We start from the raw sequence: 23,519 nt of genomic DNA, 5'->3' as shown, positions 1-23,519 counted from the left end.
CTTAATTCTGCACCTCCTTAGCAAGGCAATACCTTAAATTATAGAACTTCTGGAGCTAAAGAAACGATCTTCATGAAGTTGCTATCACGTAATTCACGAGCTACTGGTCCGAAGATACGAGTACCACGTGGGCTCTTATCGTCTTTAATGATAACCGCTGCGTTTTCATCAAATTTGATGTAAGAACCGTCCGGACGACGAGCTCCGCTCTTCGTACGTACCACTACTGCTTTAACAACGTCACCTTTTTTAACAACGCCACCTGGTGTTGCTTGTTTTACCGTAGCAACGATAATGTCACCAATGTTAGCATATTTACGACCAGAGCCGCCTAATACTTTAATTGTTAAAAGTTCACGTGCACCAGAGTTGTCAGCAACTTTCAAACGAGATTCTTGTTGGATCATGTTATGAAACCTCCCTTCGGACTAAAAATTCCGATTCGTCTATTTAGATAATAACCGCTTCTTCAACGATTTCAACTAAACGGAAACGCTTAGTAGCAGAAAGCGGGCGAGTTTCCATGATTTTAACGATATCGCCAAGTTTCGCTTGGTTTTGCTCATCATGGGCTTTGTACTTCTTAGAATACTTAACACGTTTTCCGTACAAGGAATGAGTTTTGTAAGTTTCAACTAAAACTGTAATCGTTTTGTCCATTTTGTCAGACACTACACGACCAGTATAAACTTTGCGTTGGTTACGTTCGCTCACTATGCAAACCTCCCCTCAATTTATCGATTAATTCCGATCTCTCTTTCACGAACTACAGTTTTCATACGAGCAATTGCTTTACGCACTTCACGAATGCGAGTTGGATTCTCTAATTGTCCTGTAGCAAGTTGGAAGCGAAGATTAAACAACTCTTCCTTTAAAGCTTTAACTTTTGTTTCGATTTCGGCAGTGGTTAATTCACGAATATCATTAGTTTTCATTAGATTCACCACCATTTTCTTCACGTTTTACGAATTTACATTTCACAGGTAACTTGTGAGCTGCAAGACGTAATGCTTCGCGTGCTACCTCTTCAGATACACCCGCGATTTCGAACATAATTTTCCCAGGTTTTACTACTGCTACCCAGCCTTCTGGTGCCCCTTTACCGGAACCCATACGTACTTCTAGAGGTTTTGCAGTGTAAGGTTTAGAAGGGAAAATTTTAATCCATACTTTACCGCCACGTTTCATGTAACGAGTCATTGCACGACGAGCAGCTTCGATTTGACGGTTTGTAATCCATGAAGCAGCTTGTGCTTGTAAACCGAATTCACCGAAAGCAATTTCAGTTCCACCTTTAGCACGACCACGCATTTTACCACGATGCTCTCTACGATATTTTACGCGTTTTGGCATTAACATATTATTTTCCTCCTTCCTCAGAAGCTTTCTTTTTTGTAGGAAGGACTTCTCCACGGTAGATCCATACTTTTACGCCTAATTTACCGTATGTTGTATCAGCTTCAACTGCTGCATAGTCAATATCAGCGCGAAGTGTATGAAGTGGAACAGTTCCTTCACTGTAAGATTCTGCACGAGCGATATCAGCTCCGCCAAGACGACCAGAAACCTGTGTTTTAATACCTTTAGCACCTGCACGCATAGCACGTTGAATAACTTGCTTTTGTGCACGACGGAATGATACACGGTTTTCTAATTGACGAGCGATGTTTTCGCCTACTAATTTAGCGTTAAGATCAGCTCTCTTAACTTCTAAAATGTTGATGTGTACACGCTTGCCTGTTAATTGGTTAAGAGCTTTACGAAGTGCTTCAACTTCAGTACCACCTTTACCAATTACCATACCAGGTTTTGCAGTGTGAATTGTAACATTTACACGATTTGCTGCACGTTCGATTTCTACTTTAGCAACAGCAGAATCTTTTAAGCGTACATTAATGTACTCACGGATTTTGATGTCTTCATGTAATAATGTAGCGTAATCTTTCTCAGCGAACCAACGAGATTCCCAGTCACGGATAACGCCGACACGAAGACCAATTGGATTAACCTTTTGACCCATCGATTATCCCTCCTTCTTTTCTGATACCACAACTGTGATGTGGCTTGTGCGTTTGTTAATTTGGCTTGCACGACCCATTGCACGTGGACGGAAACGTTTTAACGTTGGACCTTCGTCAACGAAAACTTTTTCAACAACTAGGTTGTTAATGTCCATCTCATAATTGTGCTCTGCATTTGCGATTGCAGATTTTAAAACTTTTTCTACAACTGGAGAAGCAGTTTTTGGTGTGTGGTTAAGGATAGCAATCGCTTCACCCACTTGCTTACCTCGGATTAAGTCTACTACTAAACGAACTTTACGAGGAGCAATACGAACTGTTCTCGCTACTGCTTTAGCTTGCATTGAAGTGCCTCCTCTCATTATCTTCTAGTTTTCTTATCGTCAGCAAGGTGACCTTTGTACGTACGAGTTGGTGCGAATTCACCTAACTTATGGCCAACCATATCCTCAGTGATGTACACAGGTACGTGTTTACGACCATCATATACAGCGATTGTGTGTCCGATGAACTGAGGGAAGATTGTTGAACGGCGAGACCAAGTTTTAACAACTTGTTTTTGCTCAGATGCAACTAATTTTTCCATTTTGCTCATTAAGTGATCATCGACAAATGGTCCTTTTTTTAAGCTACGAGCCATTTTGGTGCCTCCCTTCGTGATTGGCGTACGGTTCTAGAAATGAACCGTACTACAATCCCATTATTTTTTACGACGACGAACGATGAATTTGTCAGACGCTTTGTTTTTCTTACGAGTCTTGAATCCAAGAGTTGGTTTACCCCATGGAGACATTGGAGACTTACGTCCGATTGGAGAACGTCCTTCACCACCACCGTGTGGGTGATCAACCGGGTTCATTACAGAACCACGAACTGTTGGGCGTTTACCTAACCAGCGAGAGCGACCTGCTTTACCGATTTTGATAAGTTCGTGTTGTTCGTTACCTACTTGACCGATTGAAGCGCGACAAGCAGATAATACAAGACGTACTTCACCAGAAGTTAAACGTACAAGTACGTATTTACCTTCTTTACCAAGTACTTGAGCAGATGTACCAGCAGAACGAACTAATTGTCCACCACGACCAGGCTTAAGCTCGATGTTATGAACAACAGTACCTACTGGAATGTTGATTAATGGTAATGCGTTACCGATTTTAATGTCAGCTTCTGGGCCAGACATAACTTCCATACCTACTTCTAAAGATTTAGGAGCAAGAATGTAACGTTTTTCACCGTCAACGTAGTTAATTAATGCGATATTCGCAGAGCGGTTTGGATCGTATTCGATCGTAGCAACGCGTCCTGGAATTCCATCTTTGTTACGCTTAAAGTCGATGATACGGTATTGACGCTTATGTCCGCCACCTTGATGACGTACAGTGATTTTACCTTGGTTATTACGACCAGCCTTCTTGCTTAAAGGAGCAAGTAATGACTTTTCGGGTCTATCAGTCGTGATTTCAGCGAAATCATTCGTAGTCATATTACGACGACCGTTAGTAGTTGGATTATACTTTTTGATTCCCATCTCAATTTCCCTCCTTCTTTAGTAAGAATTAAACGCCTTGGAAGATTTCGATTTCTTTGCTGTCAGCAGTTAGCTTAACGATTGCTTTACGACGACGGCTAGTAAAACCAGCGTGACGACCAACGCGTTTTGCTTTCGGCTTGTAGTTCATGATGTTCACTTTTTCTACTTTAACACCAAAGATCGCTTCAAGAGCATCTTTAACTTCTGTTTTATTAGATTTAACGTCCACATCGAACGTGTATTTTTTTTCAGCCATCATTTCCATAGAACGTTCAGTGATAACTGGGCGCTTAATGATATCACGAGGATCTCTCATTATGCAAGCACCTCCTCTACTTTTTCCACTGCCGCTTTTGTCATGATTAGCTTATCATGATGAAGCACGTCTAAAACGTTTACGCCATCAGCAGTGATTACTGTTACTCCAGGGATATTGCGAGCAGATAACTCTACAGATTCGTTTGCATCAGCAGTTACGATAAGAGCTTTCTTCTCAACAGTTAATCCTTTAAGTACTGCTAGCATATCTTTTGTTTTTGGTGCATTTAACACTAGGTCTTCAAGAACTACAATGTTGTTCTCAACTACTTTAGTAGCTAATGCAGATTTGATTGCTAAACGACGAACTTTCTTAGGAAGTTTGTACGCATAGCTTCTTGGTGTAGGTCCGAATACCGTACCACCACCACGCCATTGAGGAGAGCGGATAGACCCTTGACGAGCACGTCCAGTTCCTTTTTGACGCCATGGTTTACGACCACCACCGCGAACTTCAGAGCGAGTTTTTACTTTGTGTGTACCTTGACGTAAAGATGCACGTTGCATCATTACAGCTTCGAAAAGTACAGCTTCATTTGGTTCGATACCGAAAATAGCTTCAGCTAATTCGATTTCACCAACCTGTGAACCAGTTTGGTTATATACAGTAACTTTTGGCATTGGAATTCCTCCTTCCTATTGTGAATTATTTGCTAACCTTCACAGCGCCTTGAACAACTACAAGAGATTTCTTAGCACCTGGAACGTTACCTTTTACTAGTAATAAGTTGCGCTCAGTGTCAACTTGAACGATTTCTAAGTTTTGGATAGTAACTTGGTCTCCACCCATACGTCCAGCAAGTTTTTTGCCTTTGAATACACGGTTCGGAGCAACTGGGCCCATTGAACCTGGACGACGGTGATAGCGAGAACCATGAGACATAGGTCCGCGAGATTGTCCGTGGCGTTTGATAACACCTTGGAAACCTTTACCTTTAGAAATTCCTGTTACATCAACGATTTCACCTGTAGCGAATACGTCAACTTTTACCTCTTGACCAACCTCTAATCCGTCCACGTCTGCATCGCGGATTTCGCGAATGAAGCGCTTAGGAGTTGTAGATGCTTTAGCAGTGTGGCCTTGTTCAGGCTTGTTAGTTAACTTTTCACGTTTATCTTCAAATCCTAACTGGATTGCATTGTAGCCATCAGTTTCAGTTGTTTTCTTTTGAAGAACAACGTTTGGATTAGCAGCGATAACTGTTACTGGGATTAACTCACCGTTCTCAGCAAATACTTGAGTCATACCGATCTTTCTTCCTAAGATTCCTTTGGTCATGAGTTACACCTCCTACATTTTTAAGTTATATAAATTATAGTTTGATTTCGATATCTACACCAGATGGTAAGTCTAAACGCATTAATGAATCTACTGTTTGTGGAGTAGGACTCACGATGTCGATTAGACGTTTGTGCGTGCGCATTTCGAATTGCTCACGAGAATCTTTGTACTTATGAACAGCACGAAGAATTGTGTAAACAGTTTTTTCAGTTGGTAATGGGATCGGACCAGAAACTGTTGCCCCAGAACGCTTAGCTGTTTCTACAATTTTCTCAGCTGACTGATCAAGAATACGGTGATCGTAAGCTTTTAAACGGATACGAATTTTTTCTTTTGCCATTATTTTCCCTCCTTCGTTCGCCTATTTCTAAAATAGACCTTCTCCATGGAAATTTCCCCACACCATGCCATGGCAAAGCGGCCGGGTGTGTCAGCAACCTTCCACTTCATCGCAGTCAAAGACCAACATTGTTTATTATACAATGTTATTCGTCTAGATGCAAGCATCTTTTTGTTTGCATCTGCTTTTCTCTACTTTTGCTATTATACATGGCACTTTAAAGAATTTCAAGTTTTCATCTAACAGAATTCATTTTACAGTTTCTGGATTATCTTTTATTGTTTTTATATTACTATAGAAGAAACTCGTCAAAACAAAAAACACTCTCTTCTCCCTTATATAAACGCAAACAAAAAACCTAAGGGAAAATCCCTTAGGTTTTTTTATATCAGTTAAGATTACTCAACGATAGTAGCAACTACACCGTAACCTACTGTACGTCCACCTTCACGAATAGAGAATTTAGTTCCCTCTTCGATAGCGATTGGAGCGATAAGTTCGATAGTCATTTCGATGTTGTCACCAGGCATTACCATTTCAGTACCTTCTGGTAATTGGATGATACCAGTTACGTCAGTTGTACGGAAGTAGAACTGAGGACGGTAGTTAGCGAAGAATGGAGTGTGACGTCCACCTTCTTCTTTAGATAATACGAAAACTTCAGCTTTGAATTTAGCGTGAGCTTTTACAGAACCGCTTTTTGCAAGTACTTGTCCACGTTGGATGTCTTCACGAGCAACCCCACGAAGTAAAGCACCGATGTTGTCTCCAGCTTGAGCTTGGTCAAGAAGTTTACGGAACATCTCTACACCAGTTACAGTTGTAGAAGCATTTTCTTCAGCAAGACCGATGATTTCTACTACGTCACCAACTTTAACGATACCGCGCTCAACACGACCAGTAGCAACTGTACCACGACCTGTGATAGAGAATACGTCCTCTACAGGCATTAAGAATGGTTTGTCAGTTTCACGTTCTGGAGTTGGGATGTAAGCATCAACTTCAGCCATTAATTCAATGATTTTTGCTTCCCAATCAGCTTCTCCTTGAAGAGCTTTAAGAGCAGAACCTTTGATTACAGGAATGTCGTCGCCTGGGAATCCGTATTCAGATAATAGGTCGCGAACTTCCATTTCTACTAATTCTAATAATTCTTCGTCATCTACCATGTCGCATTTGTTTAAGAATACAACGATGTAAGGAACACCTACTTGACGAGAAAGAAGGATGTGCTCACGTGTTTGAGGCATTGGGCCATCAGCAGCAGATACTACTAAGATACCGCCGTCCATTTGAGCAGCACCAGTGATCATGTTTTTAACATAGTCAGCGTGACCTGGGCAGTCAACGTGTGCATAGTGACGAGTTTCAGTTTCGTACTCAACGTGTGCAGTTGAGATTGTGATACCGCGCTCTCTTTCTTCTGGAGCAGCATCGATTTGATCGTATCCGCGTGCTTCAGCACCACCAGCTTTTGCAAGAACTGTAGTGATCGCAGCAGTTAATGTAGTTTTACCATGGTCAACGTGGCCGATTGTACCGATGTTAACATGGGGTTTAGAACGTTCGAATTTAGCTTTAGCCATTCTAAATTCCTCCTTAGTTTATATAGGTTATTTTATATTTAGACTAGAAAGCGAAACTTACGTCCCACTTTCTAAGCTTACATAAGTAGTTATACTTGAACAATCGATAAAAATCAATTATTCACCTTTATTTTTTTTGATAATTTCTTCAGAAACAGACTTTGGTACTTCTTCATAGTGGTCAAACACCATAGAGAATGTTCCGCGTCCTTGAGTGTTAGAACGTAATGACGTTGCATAACCGAACATTTCAGAAAGTGGAACCATAGCGCGAACAACTTGTGCGTTACCGCGAGCTTCCATACCTTCTACACGTCCACGACGAGATGTTACGTCACCCATAATGTCACCCATGTACTCTTCAGGAATTACAACTTCAACTTTCATCATTGGCTCAAGAATTACTGGGCTACATTTAGAAACCGCAGCTTTAAGTGCCATAGATGCAGCGATTTTGAACGCCATCTCAGATGAATCGACATCATGGTAAGATCCGTCAACTAATGCAGCTTTAATGTCAACTAGTGGATAACCAGCTAGTACACCATTTTTAAGTGCATCTTCAAGACCTGCTCCAACAGCTGGGATGTATTCACGAGGAACTACACCACCGACGATCTTGTTTTCGAATTCGAATCCTTTACCTTCTTCGTTAGGTTCAAACTCAATCCAAACGTGACCGAATTGTCCACGACCACCAGATTGACGAGCGAACTTACCTTCAACTTTCGCAGCAGCGCGGAAAGTCTCACGGTATGCTACCTGAGGAGCACCAACGTTTGCTTCCACTTTGAATTCACGGCGCATACGGTCAACGATGATATCAAGGTGAAGTTCACCCATACCAGCGATGATAGTTTGGCCAGTTTCTTGGTCAGTGTGAGCACGGAATGTTGGATCTTCTTCAGAAAGCTTAGATAATGCTGTACCCATCTTATCTTGGTCAGCTTTAGATTTTGGTTCGATAGCTACAGAGATAACTGGCTCTGGGAATTCCATAGACTCAAGGATAACAAGGCTCTTCTCGTCACAAAGAGTATCACCAGTAGTAGTATCTTTTAAACCTACAGCAGCAGCGATATCACCAGCGTAAACTGTTGAAATCTCTTCACGGCTGTTAGCGTGCATTTGTAGGATACGACCTACACGCTCACGCTTACCTTTAGTTGAGTTTTTCACGTATGATCCAGAGTTTAACACACCAGAGTACACACGGAAGAACGTTAACTTACCAACATAAGGGTCAGTCATGATTTTGAATGCTAAAGCTGCGAATGGTTCTTCATCGCTAGACTTACGTTCTACTTCTTCATCTGTATCCGGTAGAGTACCTTTAATAGCAGGTACATCTAGTGGAGATGGAAGGTAGTCGATAACTGCGTCTAACAGAATTTGAACACCTTTGTTTTTGAATGCAGAACCACAGATTACTGGGAAGAATTCTACAGAAGTTGTAGCCTTACGGATACCAGCTTTAAGCTCTTCTACAGTGATTTCTTCACCTTCTAGGTACTTCATCATCATTTCTTCATCAAGCTCAGCTACCGCTTCAATAAGTTTTCCACGGTATTCTTCAGCTAATTCTTTGTGCTCTTCAGGAATTTCAACACGTTGAATGTCTGTTCCTAAATCGTTACCGTACATGTAAGCACACTCTTCAACAAGGTCAATGATACCATTGAACTCATCTTCAGCACCGATTGGTAACTGAATTGGATGTGCGTTTGCTTGTAAACGATCGTGGATTGTTCCTACAGAGTATAAGAAATCTGCACCGATCTTATCCATTTTGTTAACGAATACGATACGAGGTACGCCGTAAGTAGTAGCCTGACGCCAAACAGTTTCTGTTTGTGGTTCTACACCAGATTGCGCATCAAGTACTGCTACAGCGCCATCAAGTACGCGTAAAGAACGTTCTACTTCTACTGTGAAATCTACGTGTCCTGGAGTATCAATGATGTTTACACGATGACCTTTCCATTGTGCTGTAGTTGCAGCAGAAGTAATTGTGATACCACGCTCTTGCTCTTGCTCCATCCAGTCCATCTGAGATGCACCTTCGTGAGTTTCACCGATTTTATGAATACGTCCTGTGTAGTACAGAATACGCTCAGTTGCTGTTGTTTTACCAGCATCGATGTGAGCCATGATACCAATATTACGAGTGTTTTCTAAAGAGAACTCTCTTGCCATTTGGTGTCTTGCTCCTTCCATATATGGATTGGATTTTTTTATTTTAAGTAGCAAAAAAGCCACTTTATATTGTTACACATGTCAGTATGTCCAGTACTCTCATTATGTAAAACGAGCGCCCGATGAAAGGGAGAGGCATTCTCCCTCTCCACACTTCCATAAGCGACAAATAAAGCGGTTTATGCTTACATTTATTTTACGTTGAATCCTACCAACGGTAATGAGCAAATGCTTTGTTAGCTTCTGCCATTTTATGAGTGTCTTCACGTTTCTTAACAGATGCACCAGCGTTGTTAGCTGCATCTAAGATTTCGTTAGCAAGACGCTCTTCCATAGTTTTTTCACCACGAAGACGAGCGTAGTTTACTAACCAACGAAGACCTAAAGTTGTACGGCGTTCTGGACGAACCTCAACTGGAACTTGGTAGTTAGCACCACCAACACGACGAGCGCGTACTTCAAGAACAGGCATGATGTTCTTAAGAGCTTGCTCGAATACTTCCATTGGCTCTTTACCAGTACGTTCGTTTACGATATCGAACGCATTATAAAGAATTGTTTGAGATTTACCTTTTTTACCGTCAACCATCATTTTGTTGATAAGGCGTGTTACTAGCTTAGAATTGTACATTGGATCTGGTAACACGTCACGTTTCGCAACAGGTCCTTTACGAGGCATATTGAGTTCCTCCTTTCATTTTAAAGTTATTATTTTTTAGCAGGTTTTGGTCTCTTAGTACCATATTTAGAACGTCCTTGCATACGTTTGTCAACACCAGCTGTGTCAAGCGCACCACGAACGATGTGGTAACGTACCCCCGGTAAATCCTTTACACGACCACCGCGAATTAATACTACGCTATGCTCTTGTAGGTTATGACCGATACCTGGGATGTAAGCTGTAACCTCGATACCGTTTGTTAAACGTACACGAGCGTATTTACGTAACGCTGAGTTAGGTTTCTTTGGAGTCATTGTACCAACACGAGTACATACACCACGTTTTTGAGGTGCAGAGATATCAGTTGATTTTTTCTTTAAAGAGTTAAAACCTTTGTTTAACGCAGGTGATTTAGATTTCCATACTTTATCAGTACGACCATTTCTCACTAATTGGTTAATAGTAGGCATTTGATTATCCTCCCTTCGCATGTTTGTATGACCACATATCCAGGTGGTTCATTATTAGTTGAAAACAAAGTTTTTGCAAGGAAGAGCAAATGCTCTCTCCTCACAAAAACAGTTTTAACTTATTATTCCTATTGCTGAAGCTCCCACTTGAATCCCCGAAGCTTTACCAAGCTTACGAACTGATTCAACTTTTGTTATGGGCACGTTATATTGCATTGCAACACGAATGATAGCATGGGTTAACCGCATGTCAGCATCCTCTGCGATGACAACTTCTTTAACTGTACCATTTTTGATTGCTTCCAATGTGCGTTTATGACCAACGACTACATTTTCAGCAGTTGATACTTTTTGATAAGACATATAAATATCCTCCAAAGCATCGTTCAGGAGCAACCTTGATTATAGTAACATTTTGACTCATACAATGTCAACTAAGATTAATTGTTTTTATACAAAATTTATACCGGAAAATTTTACTGTTCCACATAAACCTCATCGTTTTCTACATTCATGTCATCTTGTGTTGTTTTTACAAGATCCACTTTGCGATAACGATTCATACCTGTTCCAGCAGGAACAAGTTTACCGATAATAACATTTTCTTTTAATCCTAGAAGTTCATCGCGTTTACCCTTAATTGCTGCATCAGTTAAGACACGAGTTGTTTCTTGGAACGATGCTGCAGATAAGAATGAATCTGTTTCAAGTGAAGCTTTTGTAATACCAAGTAGAACAGGTCTAGCCGTTGCTGGTTGCTTACCTTGCAGTAAGACCTTAGCATTCGCATCAGTAAACTGATGGATATCTAGTAATGTTCCTGGTAATACATCTGTTTCACCTGCATCACTTACACGAACTTTACGTAACATTTGACGTACCATTACTTCTACGTGTTTGTCACCAATTTCTACCCCTTGCATACGGTATACTTTTTGAACTTCACGTAATAAGTATTCTTGAACCGCCGTAATGTCCGTTACTTTTAGTAATTCTTTCGGATCAATAGAACCTTCTGTTAACTCTTTACCGTGGCTAATTGGCTGTCCTGGAGTTACTTTCAGACGAGCACCGTAAGGAATAGCATACGTACGAGCTTCAACTTCACCCTGCACAACTACTTCTTGGCGATCTTTAACGTCGTTGATCGCTGCGATAACACCGTCGATTTCACTGATAACTGCCTGACCTTTCGGATTACGAGCTTCGAAAATCTCTTGGATACGAGGTAAACCTTGAGTGATATCATCTCCGGCAACCCCACCTGTATGGAATGTACGCATCGTTAACTGTGTTCCTGGCTCACCGATAGATTGAGCTGCGATAATACCTACCGCTTCTCCTACTTCTACGTCTGTTCCAGTTGCTAAGTTACGACCGTAACACTTCTTACATACACCGTGGCGAGTGTTACACGTAAACGCTGAACGAATGTTTACAGTTTCAACACCCGAATTTTCAACGATATGAGCAATATCTTCAGTAATTAATTGATTTTCAGCAACTAATACTTCACCTGTTTCAGGATGTTTTACAGTTTTTCTTGCAAAACGTCCAACAAGACGATCATATAATGACTCGATAACTTCATTACCCTCTTTAATCGCACCAATTAATAAACCGCGATCTGTTCCACAATCATCTTCACGAACGATTACATCTTGTGCAACGTCAACAAGACGACGTGTTAAGTAACCAGAATCGGCAGTTTTAAGTGCTGTATCGGCAAGACCTTTACGCGCACCATGCGTAGAGATGAAGTACTCAAGTACTGTTAAACCTTCACGGAAACTCGATTTGATTGGAAGTTCGATGATACGACCAGATGGATTGGCCATAAGACCACGCATACCAGCAAGCTGAGTAAAGTTAGATGCGTTACCACGGGCACCTGAGTCACTCATCATGAAGATTGGGTTGCGTTTATTCAAGGATTTCATCAGTTTTCCTTGGATAACATCTTTTGCATTACTCCAAATAGAGATAACGCGATCGTAACGTTCTTCTTCCGTGATTAAACCGCGACGGAATTGTTTAATTACATTATCTACTTTTGCTTGTGCTTCGTGGAGAATTTCATCTTTTTCGCCTAATACAAGAATGTCAGATACCCCAACTGTAATACCAGCTTTTGTAGAGTACTTGAATCCTAAGTTTTTCATACGGTCAAGCATGCGAGACGTTTCTGTAATTTGGAAACGTTTGAACACTTCCGCAATGATGTTACCAAGGATCTTCTTGCTAAATGGCGCCACTTCTTCGCGACTAGCAATAATTTCTTTAATGTTCGCACCTTTTTCAACGAAATATTTCGCTGGTGTTTCTTTTTCAAGGTTTGAATTTGTTGGTTCATTAATATAAGGGAACGACTCTGGTAAGATTTCGTTAAATATTAATTTACCAACTGTTGTTAATAGAAGCATACTCTTTTGCTCTTCAGTAAATGTTGCGTTGTTTACTGCACTTGCAGCTACTGCAACACGTGTATGAAGATGAACATATCCATTTTGATATGCAAGCAATGCTTCGTTTGCATCTTTAAAGACCATACCTTCACCGATTGCACCTTCACGCTCAAGTGTTAAGTAATAGTTACCTAATACCATATCCTGAGATGGAGTAACAACTGGTTTACCGTCTTTCGGGTTCAAGATGTTTTGTGCCGCTAACATAAGAAGACGAGCTTCAGCTTGAGCTTCTGATGATAAAGGTACGTGAACGGCCATTTGGTCACCGTCAAAGTCCGCGTTGTATGCAGTACATACAAGTGGGTGTAGACGGATTGCGCGACCTTCTACTAATGTAGGTTCAAACGCCTGGATACCAAGACGGTGAAGTGTTGGTGCGCGGTTTAGAAGTACTGGATGTTCTTTAATCACAGACTCTAAAACGTCCCAAACTTCAGGTTGTACACGCTCGATTTTACGTTTCGCACTCTTAATGTTATGTGCTAATCCTTTTTCAACTAACTCTTTCATTACGAAAGGTTTGAACAGTTCAAGCGCCATTTCTTTTGGTAATCCACATTGATACATCTTTAAGTTCGGTCCTACAACGATTACAGAACGACCAGAGTAGTCAACACGTTTACCTAATAAGTTTTGACGGAAACGTCCTTGTTTACCTTTAAGCATGTGAGATAGTGATTTTAATGGACGATTACCTGGTCCAGTAACTGGACGGCCACGACGACCATTATCGATTAATGCGTCTACAGCTTCTTGTAACATACGTTTTTCGTTTTGAACGATGATGCTTGGTGCACCTAAGTCCAATAGACGTTTTAAACGATTGTTACGGTTAATTACACGACGGTATAAGTCGTTTAAGTCAGAAGTAGCAAAACGTCCACCGTCTAACTGTACCATTGGGCGTAGTTCTGGTGGGATTACTGGTAGAACATCTAAGATCATCCAAGACGGTTCATTTCCAGAGTTACGGAATGCTTCTAATACTTCTAGACGTTTAATAGCACGAGTACGGCGTTGTCCTTGTGCTGTTTTTAATTCTTCTTTTAAGAAGTCTACTTCTTTATCTAAATCGATGTCTTGTAGTAGCTTTTTAATTGCTTCTGCACCCATAGCAGCTTGGAATGTGCTACCATATCGATCACGATATGCACGGTATTCTTTTTCAGAAAGTAATTGCTTCTTATCAAGTGGTGTATCTCCACTTTCTGTTACAACATAAGAAGCGAAATAAATTACTTCTTCAAGCGCGCGAGGGGACATGTCTAAGACAAGTCCCATGCGGCTCGGGATACCTTTGAAATACCAAATATGAGATACAGGAGCAGCTAATTCGATATGACCCATACGTTCACGACGTACTTTTGCACGCGTTACTTCAACGCCACATCGATCACAAACTACACCTTTATAACGTACACGTTTGTATTTTCCGCAATGACATTCCCAGTCCTTTTGTGGTCCGAAAATACGCTCACAGAACAAGCCATCTTTTTCAGGCTTTAACGTACGATAGTTAATAGTTTCTGGTTTCTTAACTTCACCGTATGACCAAGAACGAATCTTGTCAGGTGAAGCAAGTCCAATCTTCATATATTCAAAGTTATTTACATCTATCAAGGGGCCTACCTCCCTTTTAGTCTACAGGTTATCCCAATTATTCCTTAGTTGTCTCAACTTCGACATTCAATTTATCTGCTGATTGATGATCATCGTCATCTTCTGTATCACGCATTTCAATTTCTGTATCGTCGCTAGACATCATTTTAACGTCCATACCTAAACTTTGCAGCTCTTTAATCAATACTTTGAATGATTCAGGAACGCCTGGTTCTGGAACATTTTCGCCTTTAACAATTGCTTCATAAGTCTTAACACGTCCAACAACATCATCAGACTTCACTGTTAAGATTTCTTGAAGAGTATAAGCAGCACCGTATGCTTCAAGTGCCCAAACCTCCATCTCACCGAAACGCTGTCCACCGAACTGAGCTTTACCTCCAAGAGGTTGCTGCGTTACAAGTGAGTATGGTCCAGTAGAACGAGCATGAAGTTTATCGTCAACCATGTGCGCAAGTTTGATCATATACATGACACCAACAGATACGCGGTTATCGAATGGTTCACCAGTACGTCCGTCATACAGGATTGTTTTCGCGTCATTTGCCATACCAGCTTCTTCAATTGTGCCCCAAACATCTTCCTCACGAGCACCATCAAATACTGGTGTTGCAATGTGAATGCCAAGGTATCTTGCTGCCATACCAAGATGAAGTTCTAATACCTGACCGATATTCATACGAGATGGTACCCCTAATGGGTTTAACATGATATCGATTGGCGTACCGTCTGGTAAGTAAGGCATATCTTCTTCTGGTAAAATACGAGAAATAACACCTTTGTTACCGTGACGTCCGGCCATCTTGTCACCTTCAGAGATTTTACGTTTTTGAACGATATATGCACGTACAAGTTGATTCACACCTGGTGGTAATTCATCGCCATCTTCACGGTTGAATACTTTTACATCTAAGATAATACCGCCACCACCGTGTGGTACACGTAGTGATGTATCACGTACTTCACGTGCTTTTTCTCCAAAGATAGCATGTAATAGACGTTCTTCAGCTGTTAATTCTGTTACACCTTTAGGTGTTACTTTACCAACAAGTAAATCGCCATCTTTTACTTCAGCACCAACGCGAATGATACCGCGCTCGTCAAGGTTACGTAATGCGTCTTCCCCAACGTTTGGAATGTCACGTGTAATTTCTTCTGGTCCAAGCTTCGTATCACGAGCTTCTGATTCATATTCTTCAATATGAATAGAAGTGTACACATCATCTTTTACAAGGCGCTCACTCATGATGATCGCATCCTCGTAGTTATAACCGTCCCAAGTCATGAAGCCAACAAGCACGTTACGTCCAAGTGCTAGTTCACCTAATTCCATAGAAGGACCATCCGCAAGGATTTCACCTTTTACAACTTCATTTCCAACACTTACGATTGGACGTTGGTTGTAACAAGTTCCTTGGTTAGAACGAATGAATTTTTGCATTTTGTAGCGATCTAAGTCGCCTTTTACTGTTTGACCGTCAACTTCTACATAGCGACGTACCCAAACTTCACGTGCTTCTACGCGCTCAACAACACCAGGATGTTTACAGATTACTGCAGCACCTGAGTCTTTTGCTGATACGTACTCCATACCTGTACCTACAATCGGAGATTCCGGATTCATTAACGGAACCGCCTGACGTTGCATGTTCGCTCCCATAAGTGCGCGGTTAGAGTCATCGTTTTCTAAGAACGGAATACAAGCTGTCGCTGCCGACACTACTTGTTTTGGAGATACATCCATGTAGTCGATGCGTTCTCTATTTGTGACAATGTTTTCACCACGGAAACGAGCTACGATATCTTCACTTAGGAATTCACCTTCGTCAGATAATTTCATATTCGCTTGGGCTACAACATAGTTATCTTCTTCATCTGCTGTTAAGTAATCAACATGCCCTGTTACAAGACCAGTTTCTGGGTCAACACGACGGTATGGTGTTTCAATGAAACCAAACTCATTTACTTTCGCGAACGAAGATAATGAGTTAATCAAACCGATGTTTGGTCCCTCTGGTGTTTCAATCGGACACATACGACCGTAGTGGGAGTAATGAACGTCACGCACTTCAAAGCCTGCGCGCTCACGCGTTAAACCACCAGGTCCTAATGCAGATAGTCTTCGTTTGTGAGTTAACTCTGCTAATGGGTTTGTTTGGTCCATAAACTGAGATAACTGAGAACTTCCGAAGAACTCTTTAATAGATGCAATAACAGGACGAATATTAATTAGTGCCTGTGGTGTAATTGCATTTGTATCTTGAATCGACATTCTCTCACGAACAACACGTTCCATACGAGAAAGACCGATACGGAATTGATTTTGTAATAGTTCTCCAACAGAACGCAGACGACGGTTTCCTAAATGGTCAATATCATCTGTATCCCCTACTTTGTATAGTAGGTTGAAGAAGTAACTGATAGAAGCAAGGATATCACCTGGTGTGATGTGTTTCACATCACGAGTAATGTTTGCATTACCAATTACATTAATTACGCGTTCGCCTTCCGACTCAGGAGCATAAATCTTAATAGATTGCAGCTCAACATCGCCTTCTACCACTCCACCCATTGGTTTCGCTGTTTTGAATCCAATGTTTTTCTCTAAGTAAGGTAAAATGCGATCAAGTGTACGACGATCTAAGATTGTTCCTTCTGCCGCTAAAATTTCACCAGTTTCTGGATCCACTAATGTTTCAGCTAAACGTTGATTAAACAACCTGTTTTTAATGTGTAACTTCTTGTTGATCTTATAGCGACCTACATTTGCTAAATCGTAGCGCTTTGGATCGAAGAAACGAGACACAAGTAAGCTCTTAGCATTTTCTACTGTTGGTGGTTCACCAGGACGTAGACGCTCATAAATTTCAAGCAATGCTTTTTCTGTGCTATCTGTGTTGTCTTTTTCTAATGTGTTGCTTAAGTATTCGTTATCACCTAAAAGCTCGGTGATTTCTTGATCAGAGCCAAACCCTAATGCGCGTAACAAAACAGTTACAGGAAGTTTACGCGTACGGTCAATACGCACATATACAACATCCTTAGCATCTGTCTCATACTCTAACCAAGCTCCGCGGTTTGGAATTACAGTAGCAGTAAAACCACGTTTTCCGTTTTTATCCACTTTGCCACTATAGTATACGCTTGGAGAGCGAACTAACTGGGAAACGATAACACGTTCTGCACCGTTAATTACGAATGTTCCAGTCTCTGTCATGAGTGGGAAATCTCCCATGAACACATCTTGTTCTTTTACTTCACCAGTTTCCTTGTTGATTAGACGCACTTTTACACGAAGTGGTGCTGCATACGTCACATCACGCTCTTTGCATTCGTCTACAGAGTATTTAGGTTCACCTAAGCTGTAGTCGATAAATTCAAGCGATAGATTTCCCGTAAAGTCTTCAATCGGAGAAATGTCTTGGAACATTTCTCGCAAACCCTCATCAAGAAACCACTGATAAGAAGAGGTTTGAATTTCGATAAGATTTGGTAACTCTAATACTTCACTAATACGGGCATAACTTCTTCGTTGGCGGTGGCGTCCGTATTGAACTAGTTGACCTGTCAACTGCTTCACCCCTCAAATCATGAGTATTATAAATGCACAAAAAAATTTGTGCAAAATCACAAATAAATACAACTACTGCTATTAGCGTAGTCTCTTTCTCTTAAAGATAAATACGTTGAGTCTTTCTACCTGCTCAAAAAAGAAAAATGGCTTCTATAAGAAAACCATCATTCTGTTTCATAATCTGCTGATTTTACTATCTTTTCCAAGAGAAACAAAAATATACATCTTTCTCAACGCAGAAAATCATATATTGGCATTGTATAATGTTAACATAGCCAAAAATAACCGTCAACGTTTTTTTGATTTTATGATATAATATCCTTTTTTCTTTTCTACAACCTCAACTTCAGAAAATACTTCTTCTAGTTTTTTTAGCGCAGACGGTGCACCTTGTTTCTTTTGAATAACAATCCAAAGTTCTCCACCCGGAACTAAATACTCCACAGCTTTTTCTAAAATCTCATGTACGATATCTTTACCCGCACGAATTGGAGGGTTAGATAGAATAGCAGCATACTTACCATCTACATTTTCATAGACGCTACTTTGAAAAATACGTATATTCTCGATTTTGTTATTAGCGGCGTTTTCTTTCGCAAGCCCAAGTGCCCTCTCGTTCACATCCACCATGTGAACTTCACGACCTTGAAACTCTTTCGCTAACGACAAACCAATAGGACCGTATCCGCAACCTACGTCTAATATATCACCTTTAATATCTGGCATTTGAAACGCTTCAATTAAAAGACGGGAACCAAAGTCCACTTCGTTTTTCGAGAACACCCCATGGTCAGATAAGAAAGTAAATCGAGATCCACGAAGGGCAAACTCCCATCGCTTACGATCACTTTTACTAGAAGGGTCGTTAGAAAAATAATGGTCTGCCATATGGCCACCTCTTTTCTTTACAGTTAAAAAAAAAGCTCGCATGAGAGCGAGCTTTTTTTAAAGCATCAAAAGTTAATTACTTAACTTCTACAGCAGCGCCAACTTCTTCAAGTTTAGCTTTAATTTCTTCAGCTTCTTCTTTAGCAGCAGCTTCTTTGATTACTTTTGGAGTGTTGTCAACTAATTCTTTAGCTTCTTTTAAGCCAAGACCAGTGATTTCACGAACAACTTTGATAACTTTGATTTTTTGTGCACCAGCGCTAGTTAGTTCCACATCAAATTCAGTTTTCTCAGCAGCAGCTTCTCCAGCGCCACCAGCAACAGCTACAGGAGCAGCAGCAGTTACGCCGAATTCTTCCTCGATAGCTTTTACTAAGTCGTTAAGTTCTAATACAGTCATAGATTTAACTGCTTCAATGATTTGTTCTTTAGTCATTGTAAATATCCTCCCTTAAATAGGTTTGTATTGTTTTATCGATAATACGTAATTATCTTTTAAAAAATTAAGCGCCTTGCTCTTCCTTTTGGTCTGCAACTGCTTTAGTAGCAAGTGCAAGGTTACGGATTGGAGCTTGAAGAACGCTAAGAAGCATAGAAAGTAAGCCTTCACGTGATGGAAGAGTAGCGATTGCTTTAACCTCATCAAGTGTTACAAGTTTACCTTCGATTACGCCCGCTTTAATTTCTAAAGCTTCATGATCTTTAGCGAAGTCGTTTAATACTTTCGCAGGAGCAACTACATCCTCGTTACTGAACGCGATTGCGTTTGGTCCTGTTAAGAATTCATTTAACTCAGCCATTTCAGCAGATTCTGCAGCACGACGAGTTAGAGAGTTTTTGTAAACTTTGAACTCAACGCCAGCTTCACGTAATTGCTTACGTAATTCTGTTGCTTCAGAAACTGTTAAACCACGGTAGTCAACAACGATTGTAGATTTACTAGCGCGAAGTTTGTCCGCGATTTCAGTTACAACTTGTTGTTTAGTTTCGATTACTTTGCTCATGTTATTACACCTCCTGTAGATTATATAGAAGATGTACCGAAAGTGCACTAAAAACCTCCATGCCCAACTTGTAGACATGGAGGCATATAGTCACAGAAAAAAGATTCCGCTTCGTATATTAACACCTAGGTAGGAAATTAAGTCTATTGACACCTACTGTCTACGGTACACTAATTAAATTCACAACATAAATGATTATATTAAAACTTCTTTATGAAGTCAACTTCCAAAATTTACGCTAATGTAGAAACGTCTACACGTACGCCAGGTCCCATTGTAGAAGCAACTGTTACGTTCTTCATGTAAGTACCTTTTGCAGCAGCTGGCTTAACTTTTTGTAAAGTGTCAGCAATTGTTTTGAAGTTTTCTACTAATTTAGCATCTTCGAAAGATACCTTACCGATTGGAACGTGGATGTTACCAGCTTTATCAACGCGGTATTCAACTTTACCAGCTTTGATTTCGTTAACAGCTTTAGTTACATCGAAAGTAACTGTTCCAGTTTTAGGGTTTGGCATTAAACCTTTAGGTCCTAATACGCGACCAAGTTTACCAACTTCACCCATCATGTCAGGAGTTGCTACTACTACATCGAAATCGAACCAACCTTGTTGGATTTTACCGATGTAATCAGTATCGCCTACGAAGTCAGCTCCAGCAGCTTCAGCTTCTTTAGCTTTTTCACCTTTAGCAAATACTAATACACGTTGTACTTTACCAGTACCGTGTGGAAGAACAACTGCGCCACGGATTTGTTGGTCAGCTTTCTTAGGGTCAACACCTAAACGGAATGCAGCTTCTACAGTTGCATCAAATTTAGCTGTGTTTGTTTTCTTTACTAATTCTACTGCTTCTGTTGCAGAGTAAGCAGCTGCACGATCAACAAGCTTTGCAGCTTCTACGTACTTTTTACCTCTTTTAGCCATTTTTATTTCCTCCTCGAATGTGGTTTTAGCGGAATAACCTCCCACGTTTACGCCTGTTTTCAGGTATAACCTGAGGATGAGCGCCATCCATTTATTTAAAAACGATAATCATTTACGATAATAAAGGTTGCGAATTGGAATTCCAGACCCGCAACCTTTTTTAAAAACAAATCGAATTAGTCTTCGATAACGATGCCCATACTGCGTGCAGTACCTTCAACCATACGCATTGCAGCTTCTACGCTAGCAGCGTTTAGGTCAGGCATTTTAGTTTCAGCGATTTCGCGTACTTTATCACGCTTAACAGTTGCCACTTTATTACGGTTTGGTTCACCAGAACCAGACTCAATACCAGCTACTTTCTTAAGAAGAACAGCAGCAGGAGGAGTTTTAGTAATGAAAGTGAATGAACGGTCCTCAAATACCGTAATTTCAACAGGGATGATAAGACCAGCTTGATCTGCTGTACGAGCGTTAAACTCTTTACAGAAGCCCATGATGTTAACACCTGCTTGTCCTAATGCTGGACCAACTGGTGGAGCTGGGTTAGCTTTACCTGCAGGAATTTGAAGCTTTACCATTTTAATTACCTTTTTAGCCACGAGACACACCTCCTTAAGTCCGTGATGTGGTCAATTGGACAGTGATTTGCCCTCCCACGTCATATTTTATCTGTAAGGATAAAATCTTTCAAAAAACGTCTCCGATAACGAAGACGTACTGACTTAAAAGATATTATCACTTTTTACAATTCATTTCAAGTTTCATTTTATAATTTTTCAATTTGATGGAAGTCAAGTTCAACTGGAGTCTCGCGACCAAACATGTCCACAAGCACGCTAACCTTTTTCTTCTCCACATCAATTTCTTCAATAGCACCTGTATAATCTGCGAATGGCCCCTCATTTACACGTACTGTCTCATGAAGTTCAAAGTCGAAATCAACCACTTCGTTGTCCATTCCCATATGTTTCATAATGGTAACAACTTCCTCTTCTAATAGAGGTGATGGTTTAGATCCAGAACCAGAAGAACCAACGAACCCAGTTACACCTGGCGTGTTACGTACAACATACCAAGAGTCATCAGTCATGATTAATTCTACTAATACATAACCTGGGAACACTTTTCTTTTCATTAATTTTTCTTTTCCGTTTTTCATTTCTACTTCTACTTCTTCCGGGACAACAACACGGAAAATTTTATCTTGCATACCCATTGATTCTACACGTTTCTCTAGGTTTGCTTTTACTTTATTTTCATATCCAGAATAAGTATGGACAACATACCAACTTTTTTCCATTCATTTAGGACGAGCGTCCTTCCCTCCCTGACGTACATTTTTTTGCGCAAATGAAAAAACCCGTTCACCGGGCTTTTACACAGTTCTTATAAATAACATTATATCATGGATAAGTGCTTCTTATTCAAGAATTAACCAAGAATTAACCGAATTAAAGAAGAAATGCCCATATCAACTACTGCGAAGAAAATCGCAAAGAACACAACTGTAGCAACAACAGTCGCTGTTGAGCGGAGTAATTCATCTTTTTTAGGCCAACTTACTTTTTTCATTTCGCGACCTACATCGCCGAAAAAGTTCGTTAAACGCATCTGCGGGACCTCCAGTGTATTATTTCAATTATTTATTTTGTTTCCTTGTGAACTGTATGCTGATTGCATGTTTTACAAAACTTTTTTATTTCAAGTCGCTCTATTGAGCTCGTATCTTTCATAGTAGAGTAGTTTCGATTTTTACACTCTTCACATGAGAGTACAACTTTTTTCCTCATTAGTTACACCAACCTTGTAACATTATGTCCCTAAAAATGTATCATACAATAAAAGACAATGTCAATGACATGCATTTTGTACTCTCTACAAAAGAAAACAGGTGATTTATTTTACACCTGCAGCACTTGTTACTTCTTATGAATTTAAAGTTGTACTTTCTCTCATTTCCATATATCGTTCCAATTTCCTCTTTACTCGTTGTAAAGCGTTATCAATAGATTTCACATGCCTGTTTAACTGTTCTGAAATCTCTTGATAAGAACGACCATCTAAATATAAAGAAAGCACTTTTCTTTCTAAATCGCTTAATAATTCAGATATTTTTGATTCTATGTCTGTATATTCTTCCTGGCTAATGATCATCTCTTCAGGATCAGTCACCTTCGCTTCAGAAATAACATCCAATAACGTTCGATCAGATTCCTCATCGTAAATCGGCTTATCTAAAGACACATACGAATTTAAAGGAATATGTTTTTGTCTTGTTGCCGTTTTAATAGCGGTAATAATTTGTCGAGTGATACATAGTTCAGCAAATGCTTTGAATGAAGACAGCTTGTCCTCTTTATAATCACGAATTGCTTTAAACAACCCTATCATACCTTCTTGAACAATGTCTTCTCGATCGGCACCCACTAAAAAGTAAGATCTTGATTTCGCACGAACAAAGTTCTTATACTTGTGAATTAAATATTCTAGAGCGTCAGTATTACCTTTTCGAACTAACTCAACGATTGCCTCATCCTCTAAATCACGAAATGTAACGTCGCCTATACTTACGAAGCCTGCTTCCACCTTGATCCCTCCGACCGCTATTTATTTAGCAATATTATACAG

General features: G+C 40.3%; 28 protein-coding genes and 1 other annotated feature. All 28 genes read right to left on the bottom strand.

The window, feature by feature from the left end:
• Positions 1 to 38: 38 nt before the first annotated feature.
• The 28 genes from rplN to MKY21_RS00585 all read right to left on the bottom strand — a co-directional run bounded on the left by rplN (position 39) and on the right by MKY21_RS00585 (position 23,477).
• Positions 39 to 407 carry a 50S ribosomal protein L14 gene (gene rplN, locus MKY21_RS00720; protein ID WP_000615912.1) on the bottom strand — a complete coding sequence of 123 codons (369 nt, stop codon included), beginning with the start codon at positions 405 to 407 and terminating at the stop codon, positions 39 to 41.
• Between the two features lie 43 nt (positions 408 to 450).
• Positions 451 to 714 carry a 30S ribosomal protein S17 gene (rpsQ, locus tag MKY21_RS00715; RefSeq protein WP_000004106.1) on the bottom strand — a complete coding sequence of 88 codons (264 nt, stop codon included), beginning with the start codon at positions 712 to 714 and terminating at the stop codon, positions 451 to 453.
• Positions 715 to 734: 20 nt separating this feature from the next.
• Positions 735 to 935 carry a 50S ribosomal protein L29 gene (gene rpmC / locus MKY21_RS00710; RefSeq protein ID WP_000855718.1) on the bottom strand — a complete coding sequence of 67 codons (201 nt, stop codon included), beginning with the start codon at positions 933 to 935 and terminating at the stop codon, positions 735 to 737.
• A complete protein-coding gene (rplP, locus tag MKY21_RS00705; protein WP_000928969.1) occupies positions 925 to 1,359 on the bottom strand; it encodes a 50S ribosomal protein L16 in 435 nt (144 codons plus the stop codon). Before rplP ends, rpmC begins: the two co-directional genes overlap by 11 nt.
• A 1-nt stretch (position 1,360) precedes the next feature.
• A complete protein-coding gene (gene rpsC / locus MKY21_RS00700) occupies positions 1,361 to 2,020 on the bottom strand; it encodes a 30S ribosomal protein S3 (RefSeq protein WP_000529956.1) in 660 nt (219 codons plus the stop codon).
• A gap of 3 nt (positions 2,021 to 2,023) precedes the next feature.
• On the bottom strand, positions 2,024 to 2,365 hold the full coding sequence (gene rplV / locus MKY21_RS00695; RefSeq protein WP_001148024.1) for a 50S ribosomal protein L22: 342 nt from the start codon (positions 2,363 to 2,365) through the stop codon (positions 2,024 to 2,026).
• A 17-nt stretch (positions 2,366 to 2,382) separates the two neighbouring features.
• Complete coding sequence (gene rpsS, locus MKY21_RS00690) at positions 2,383 to 2,661, bottom strand: 30S ribosomal protein S19 (RefSeq protein WP_000124454.1); 279 nt, start codon at positions 2,659 to 2,661, stop codon at positions 2,383 to 2,385.
• A gap of 60 nt (positions 2,662 to 2,721) precedes the next feature.
• Positions 2,722 to 3,552, bottom strand: a complete 831-nt coding sequence (gene rplB, locus MKY21_RS00685) for a 50S ribosomal protein L2 (protein ID WP_000511583.1) — start codon at positions 3,550 to 3,552, stop codon at positions 2,722 to 2,724.
• Between the two features lie 28 nt (positions 3,553 to 3,580).
• Entirely contained in the window at positions 3,581 to 3,871 is a 291-nt protein-coding gene (rplW, locus tag MKY21_RS00680) for a 50S ribosomal protein L23 (RefSeq protein ID WP_001205558.1), read from the bottom strand.
• A complete protein-coding gene (gene rplD, locus MKY21_RS00675; protein WP_001127258.1) occupies positions 3,871 to 4,494 on the bottom strand; it encodes a 50S ribosomal protein L4 in 624 nt (207 codons plus the stop codon). The genes rplW and rplD overlap by 1 nt, the downstream gene beginning before the upstream one ends.
• Before the next feature lie 25 nt (positions 4,495 to 4,519).
• Positions 4,520 to 5,152, bottom strand: a complete 633-nt coding sequence (gene rplC / locus MKY21_RS00670; protein WP_000160207.1) for a 50S ribosomal protein L3 — start codon at positions 5,150 to 5,152, stop codon at positions 4,520 to 4,522.
• Between the two features lie 34 nt (positions 5,153 to 5,186).
• Positions 5,187 to 5,495, bottom strand: coding sequence for a 30S ribosomal protein S10 (gene rpsJ / locus MKY21_RS00665; RefSeq protein WP_001040596.1), 309 nt, complete (start codon positions 5,493 to 5,495; stop codon positions 5,187 to 5,189).
• A 398-nt stretch (positions 5,496 to 5,893) separates the two neighbouring features.
• Entirely contained in the window at positions 5,894 to 7,081 is a 1,188-nt protein-coding gene (tuf, locus tag MKY21_RS00660; RefSeq protein WP_001029614.1) for an elongation factor Tu, read from the bottom strand.
• A gap of 117 nt (positions 7,082 to 7,198) precedes the next feature.
• On the bottom strand, positions 7,199 to 9,277 hold the full coding sequence (fusA, locus tag MKY21_RS00655; RefSeq protein ID WP_000090370.1) for an elongation factor G: 2,079 nt from the start codon (positions 9,275 to 9,277) through the stop codon (positions 7,199 to 7,201).
• Positions 9,278 to 9,485: 208 nt separating this feature from the next.
• Positions 9,486 to 9,956 carry a 30S ribosomal protein S7 gene (rpsG, locus tag MKY21_RS00650; RefSeq protein ID WP_001137491.1) on the bottom strand — a complete coding sequence of 157 codons (471 nt, stop codon included), beginning with the start codon at positions 9,954 to 9,956 and terminating at the stop codon, positions 9,486 to 9,488.
• A 29-nt stretch (positions 9,957 to 9,985) separates the two neighbouring features.
• The gene (gene rpsL, locus MKY21_RS00645; RefSeq protein WP_001142341.1) at positions 9,986 to 10,408 is read right to left on the bottom strand and encodes a 30S ribosomal protein S12; all 423 of its coding nucleotides are present in this window, start codon (positions 10,406 to 10,408) and stop codon (positions 9,986 to 9,988) included.
• A 114-nt stretch (positions 10,409 to 10,522) separates the two neighbouring features.
• Positions 10,523 to 10,771, bottom strand: coding sequence for a 50S ribosomal protein L7ae-like protein (locus tag MKY21_RS00640; RefSeq protein ID WP_000121837.1), 249 nt, complete (start codon positions 10,769 to 10,771; stop codon positions 10,523 to 10,525).
• Positions 10,772 to 10,884: 113 nt separating this feature from the next.
• Positions 10,885 to 14,496 (bottom strand): DNA-directed RNA polymerase subunit beta', encoded by a 3,612-nt coding sequence (gene rpoC / locus MKY21_RS00635; RefSeq protein ID WP_000567939.1) that lies wholly within the window; start codon positions 14,494 to 14,496, stop codon positions 10,885 to 10,887.
• A 37-nt stretch (positions 14,497 to 14,533) separates the two neighbouring features.
• Positions 14,534 to 18,067 carry a DNA-directed RNA polymerase subunit beta gene (rpoB, locus tag MKY21_RS00630; RefSeq protein WP_000147553.1) on the bottom strand — a complete coding sequence of 1,178 codons (3,534 nt, stop codon included), beginning with the start codon at positions 18,065 to 18,067 and terminating at the stop codon, positions 14,534 to 14,536.
• Between the two features lie 291 nt (positions 18,068 to 18,358).
• Positions 18,359 to 18,958, bottom strand: coding sequence for a class I SAM-dependent methyltransferase (locus MKY21_RS00625; RefSeq protein ID WP_000763263.1), 600 nt, complete (start codon positions 18,956 to 18,958; stop codon positions 18,359 to 18,361).
• Between the two features lie 76 nt (positions 18,959 to 19,034).
• Positions 19,035 to 19,394, bottom strand: a complete 360-nt coding sequence (gene rplL, locus MKY21_RS00620) for a 50S ribosomal protein L7/L12 (RefSeq protein WP_000159736.1) — start codon at positions 19,392 to 19,394, stop codon at positions 19,035 to 19,037.
• Positions 19,395 to 19,461: 67 nt separating this feature from the next.
• On the bottom strand, positions 19,462 to 19,962 hold the full coding sequence (gene rplJ, locus MKY21_RS00615) for a 50S ribosomal protein L10 (RefSeq protein WP_000048716.1): 501 nt from the start codon (positions 19,960 to 19,962) through the stop codon (positions 19,462 to 19,464).
• 39 nt (positions 19,963 to 20,001) lie between these two features.
• Positions 20,002 to 20,146, bottom strand: a sequence feature (ribosomal protein L10 leader region).
• Between the two features lie 49 nt (positions 20,147 to 20,195).
• Positions 20,196 to 20,888 carry a 50S ribosomal protein L1 gene (rplA, locus tag MKY21_RS00610; protein WP_001987630.1) on the bottom strand — a complete coding sequence of 231 codons (693 nt, stop codon included), beginning with the start codon at positions 20,886 to 20,888 and terminating at the stop codon, positions 20,196 to 20,198.
• A gap of 176 nt (positions 20,889 to 21,064) precedes the next feature.
• Positions 21,065 to 21,490, bottom strand: coding sequence for a 50S ribosomal protein L11 (gene rplK / locus MKY21_RS00605; RefSeq protein WP_001085872.1), 426 nt, complete (start codon positions 21,488 to 21,490; stop codon positions 21,065 to 21,067).
• Between the two features lie 167 nt (positions 21,491 to 21,657).
• Positions 21,658 to 22,191, bottom strand: a complete 534-nt coding sequence (nusG, locus tag MKY21_RS00600) for a transcription termination/antitermination protein NusG (RefSeq protein ID WP_000415794.1) — start codon at positions 22,189 to 22,191, stop codon at positions 21,658 to 21,660.
• Positions 22,192 to 22,322: 131 nt separating this feature from the next.
• Positions 22,323 to 22,502 carry a preprotein translocase subunit SecE gene (gene secE, locus MKY21_RS00595; protein WP_001241323.1) on the bottom strand — a complete coding sequence of 60 codons (180 nt, stop codon included), beginning with the start codon at positions 22,500 to 22,502 and terminating at the stop codon, positions 22,323 to 22,325.
• Positions 22,503 to 22,534: 32 nt separating this feature from the next.
• Positions 22,535 to 22,681 carry a 50S ribosomal protein L33 gene (gene rpmG / locus MKY21_RS00590; protein WP_014481927.1) on the bottom strand — a complete coding sequence of 49 codons (147 nt, stop codon included), beginning with the start codon at positions 22,679 to 22,681 and terminating at the stop codon, positions 22,535 to 22,537.
• 136 nt (positions 22,682 to 22,817) lie between these two features.
• Positions 22,818 to 23,477, bottom strand: a complete 660-nt coding sequence (locus MKY21_RS00585) for an RNA polymerase sporulation sigma factor SigH (RefSeq protein ID WP_000387193.1) — start codon at positions 23,475 to 23,477, stop codon at positions 22,818 to 22,820.
• Positions 23,478 to 23,519: the final 42 nt, after the last annotated feature.

This window comes from Bacillus sp. FSL R9-9497 (genome assembly GCF_038005805.1).
Lineage (GTDB): Bacteria > Bacillota > Bacilli > Bacillales > Bacillaceae_G > Bacillus_A > Bacillus_A cereus.
Note: the sequence above shows the minus strand (reverse complement) of the source record. Positions and strands in the feature narration are given on the sequence as shown.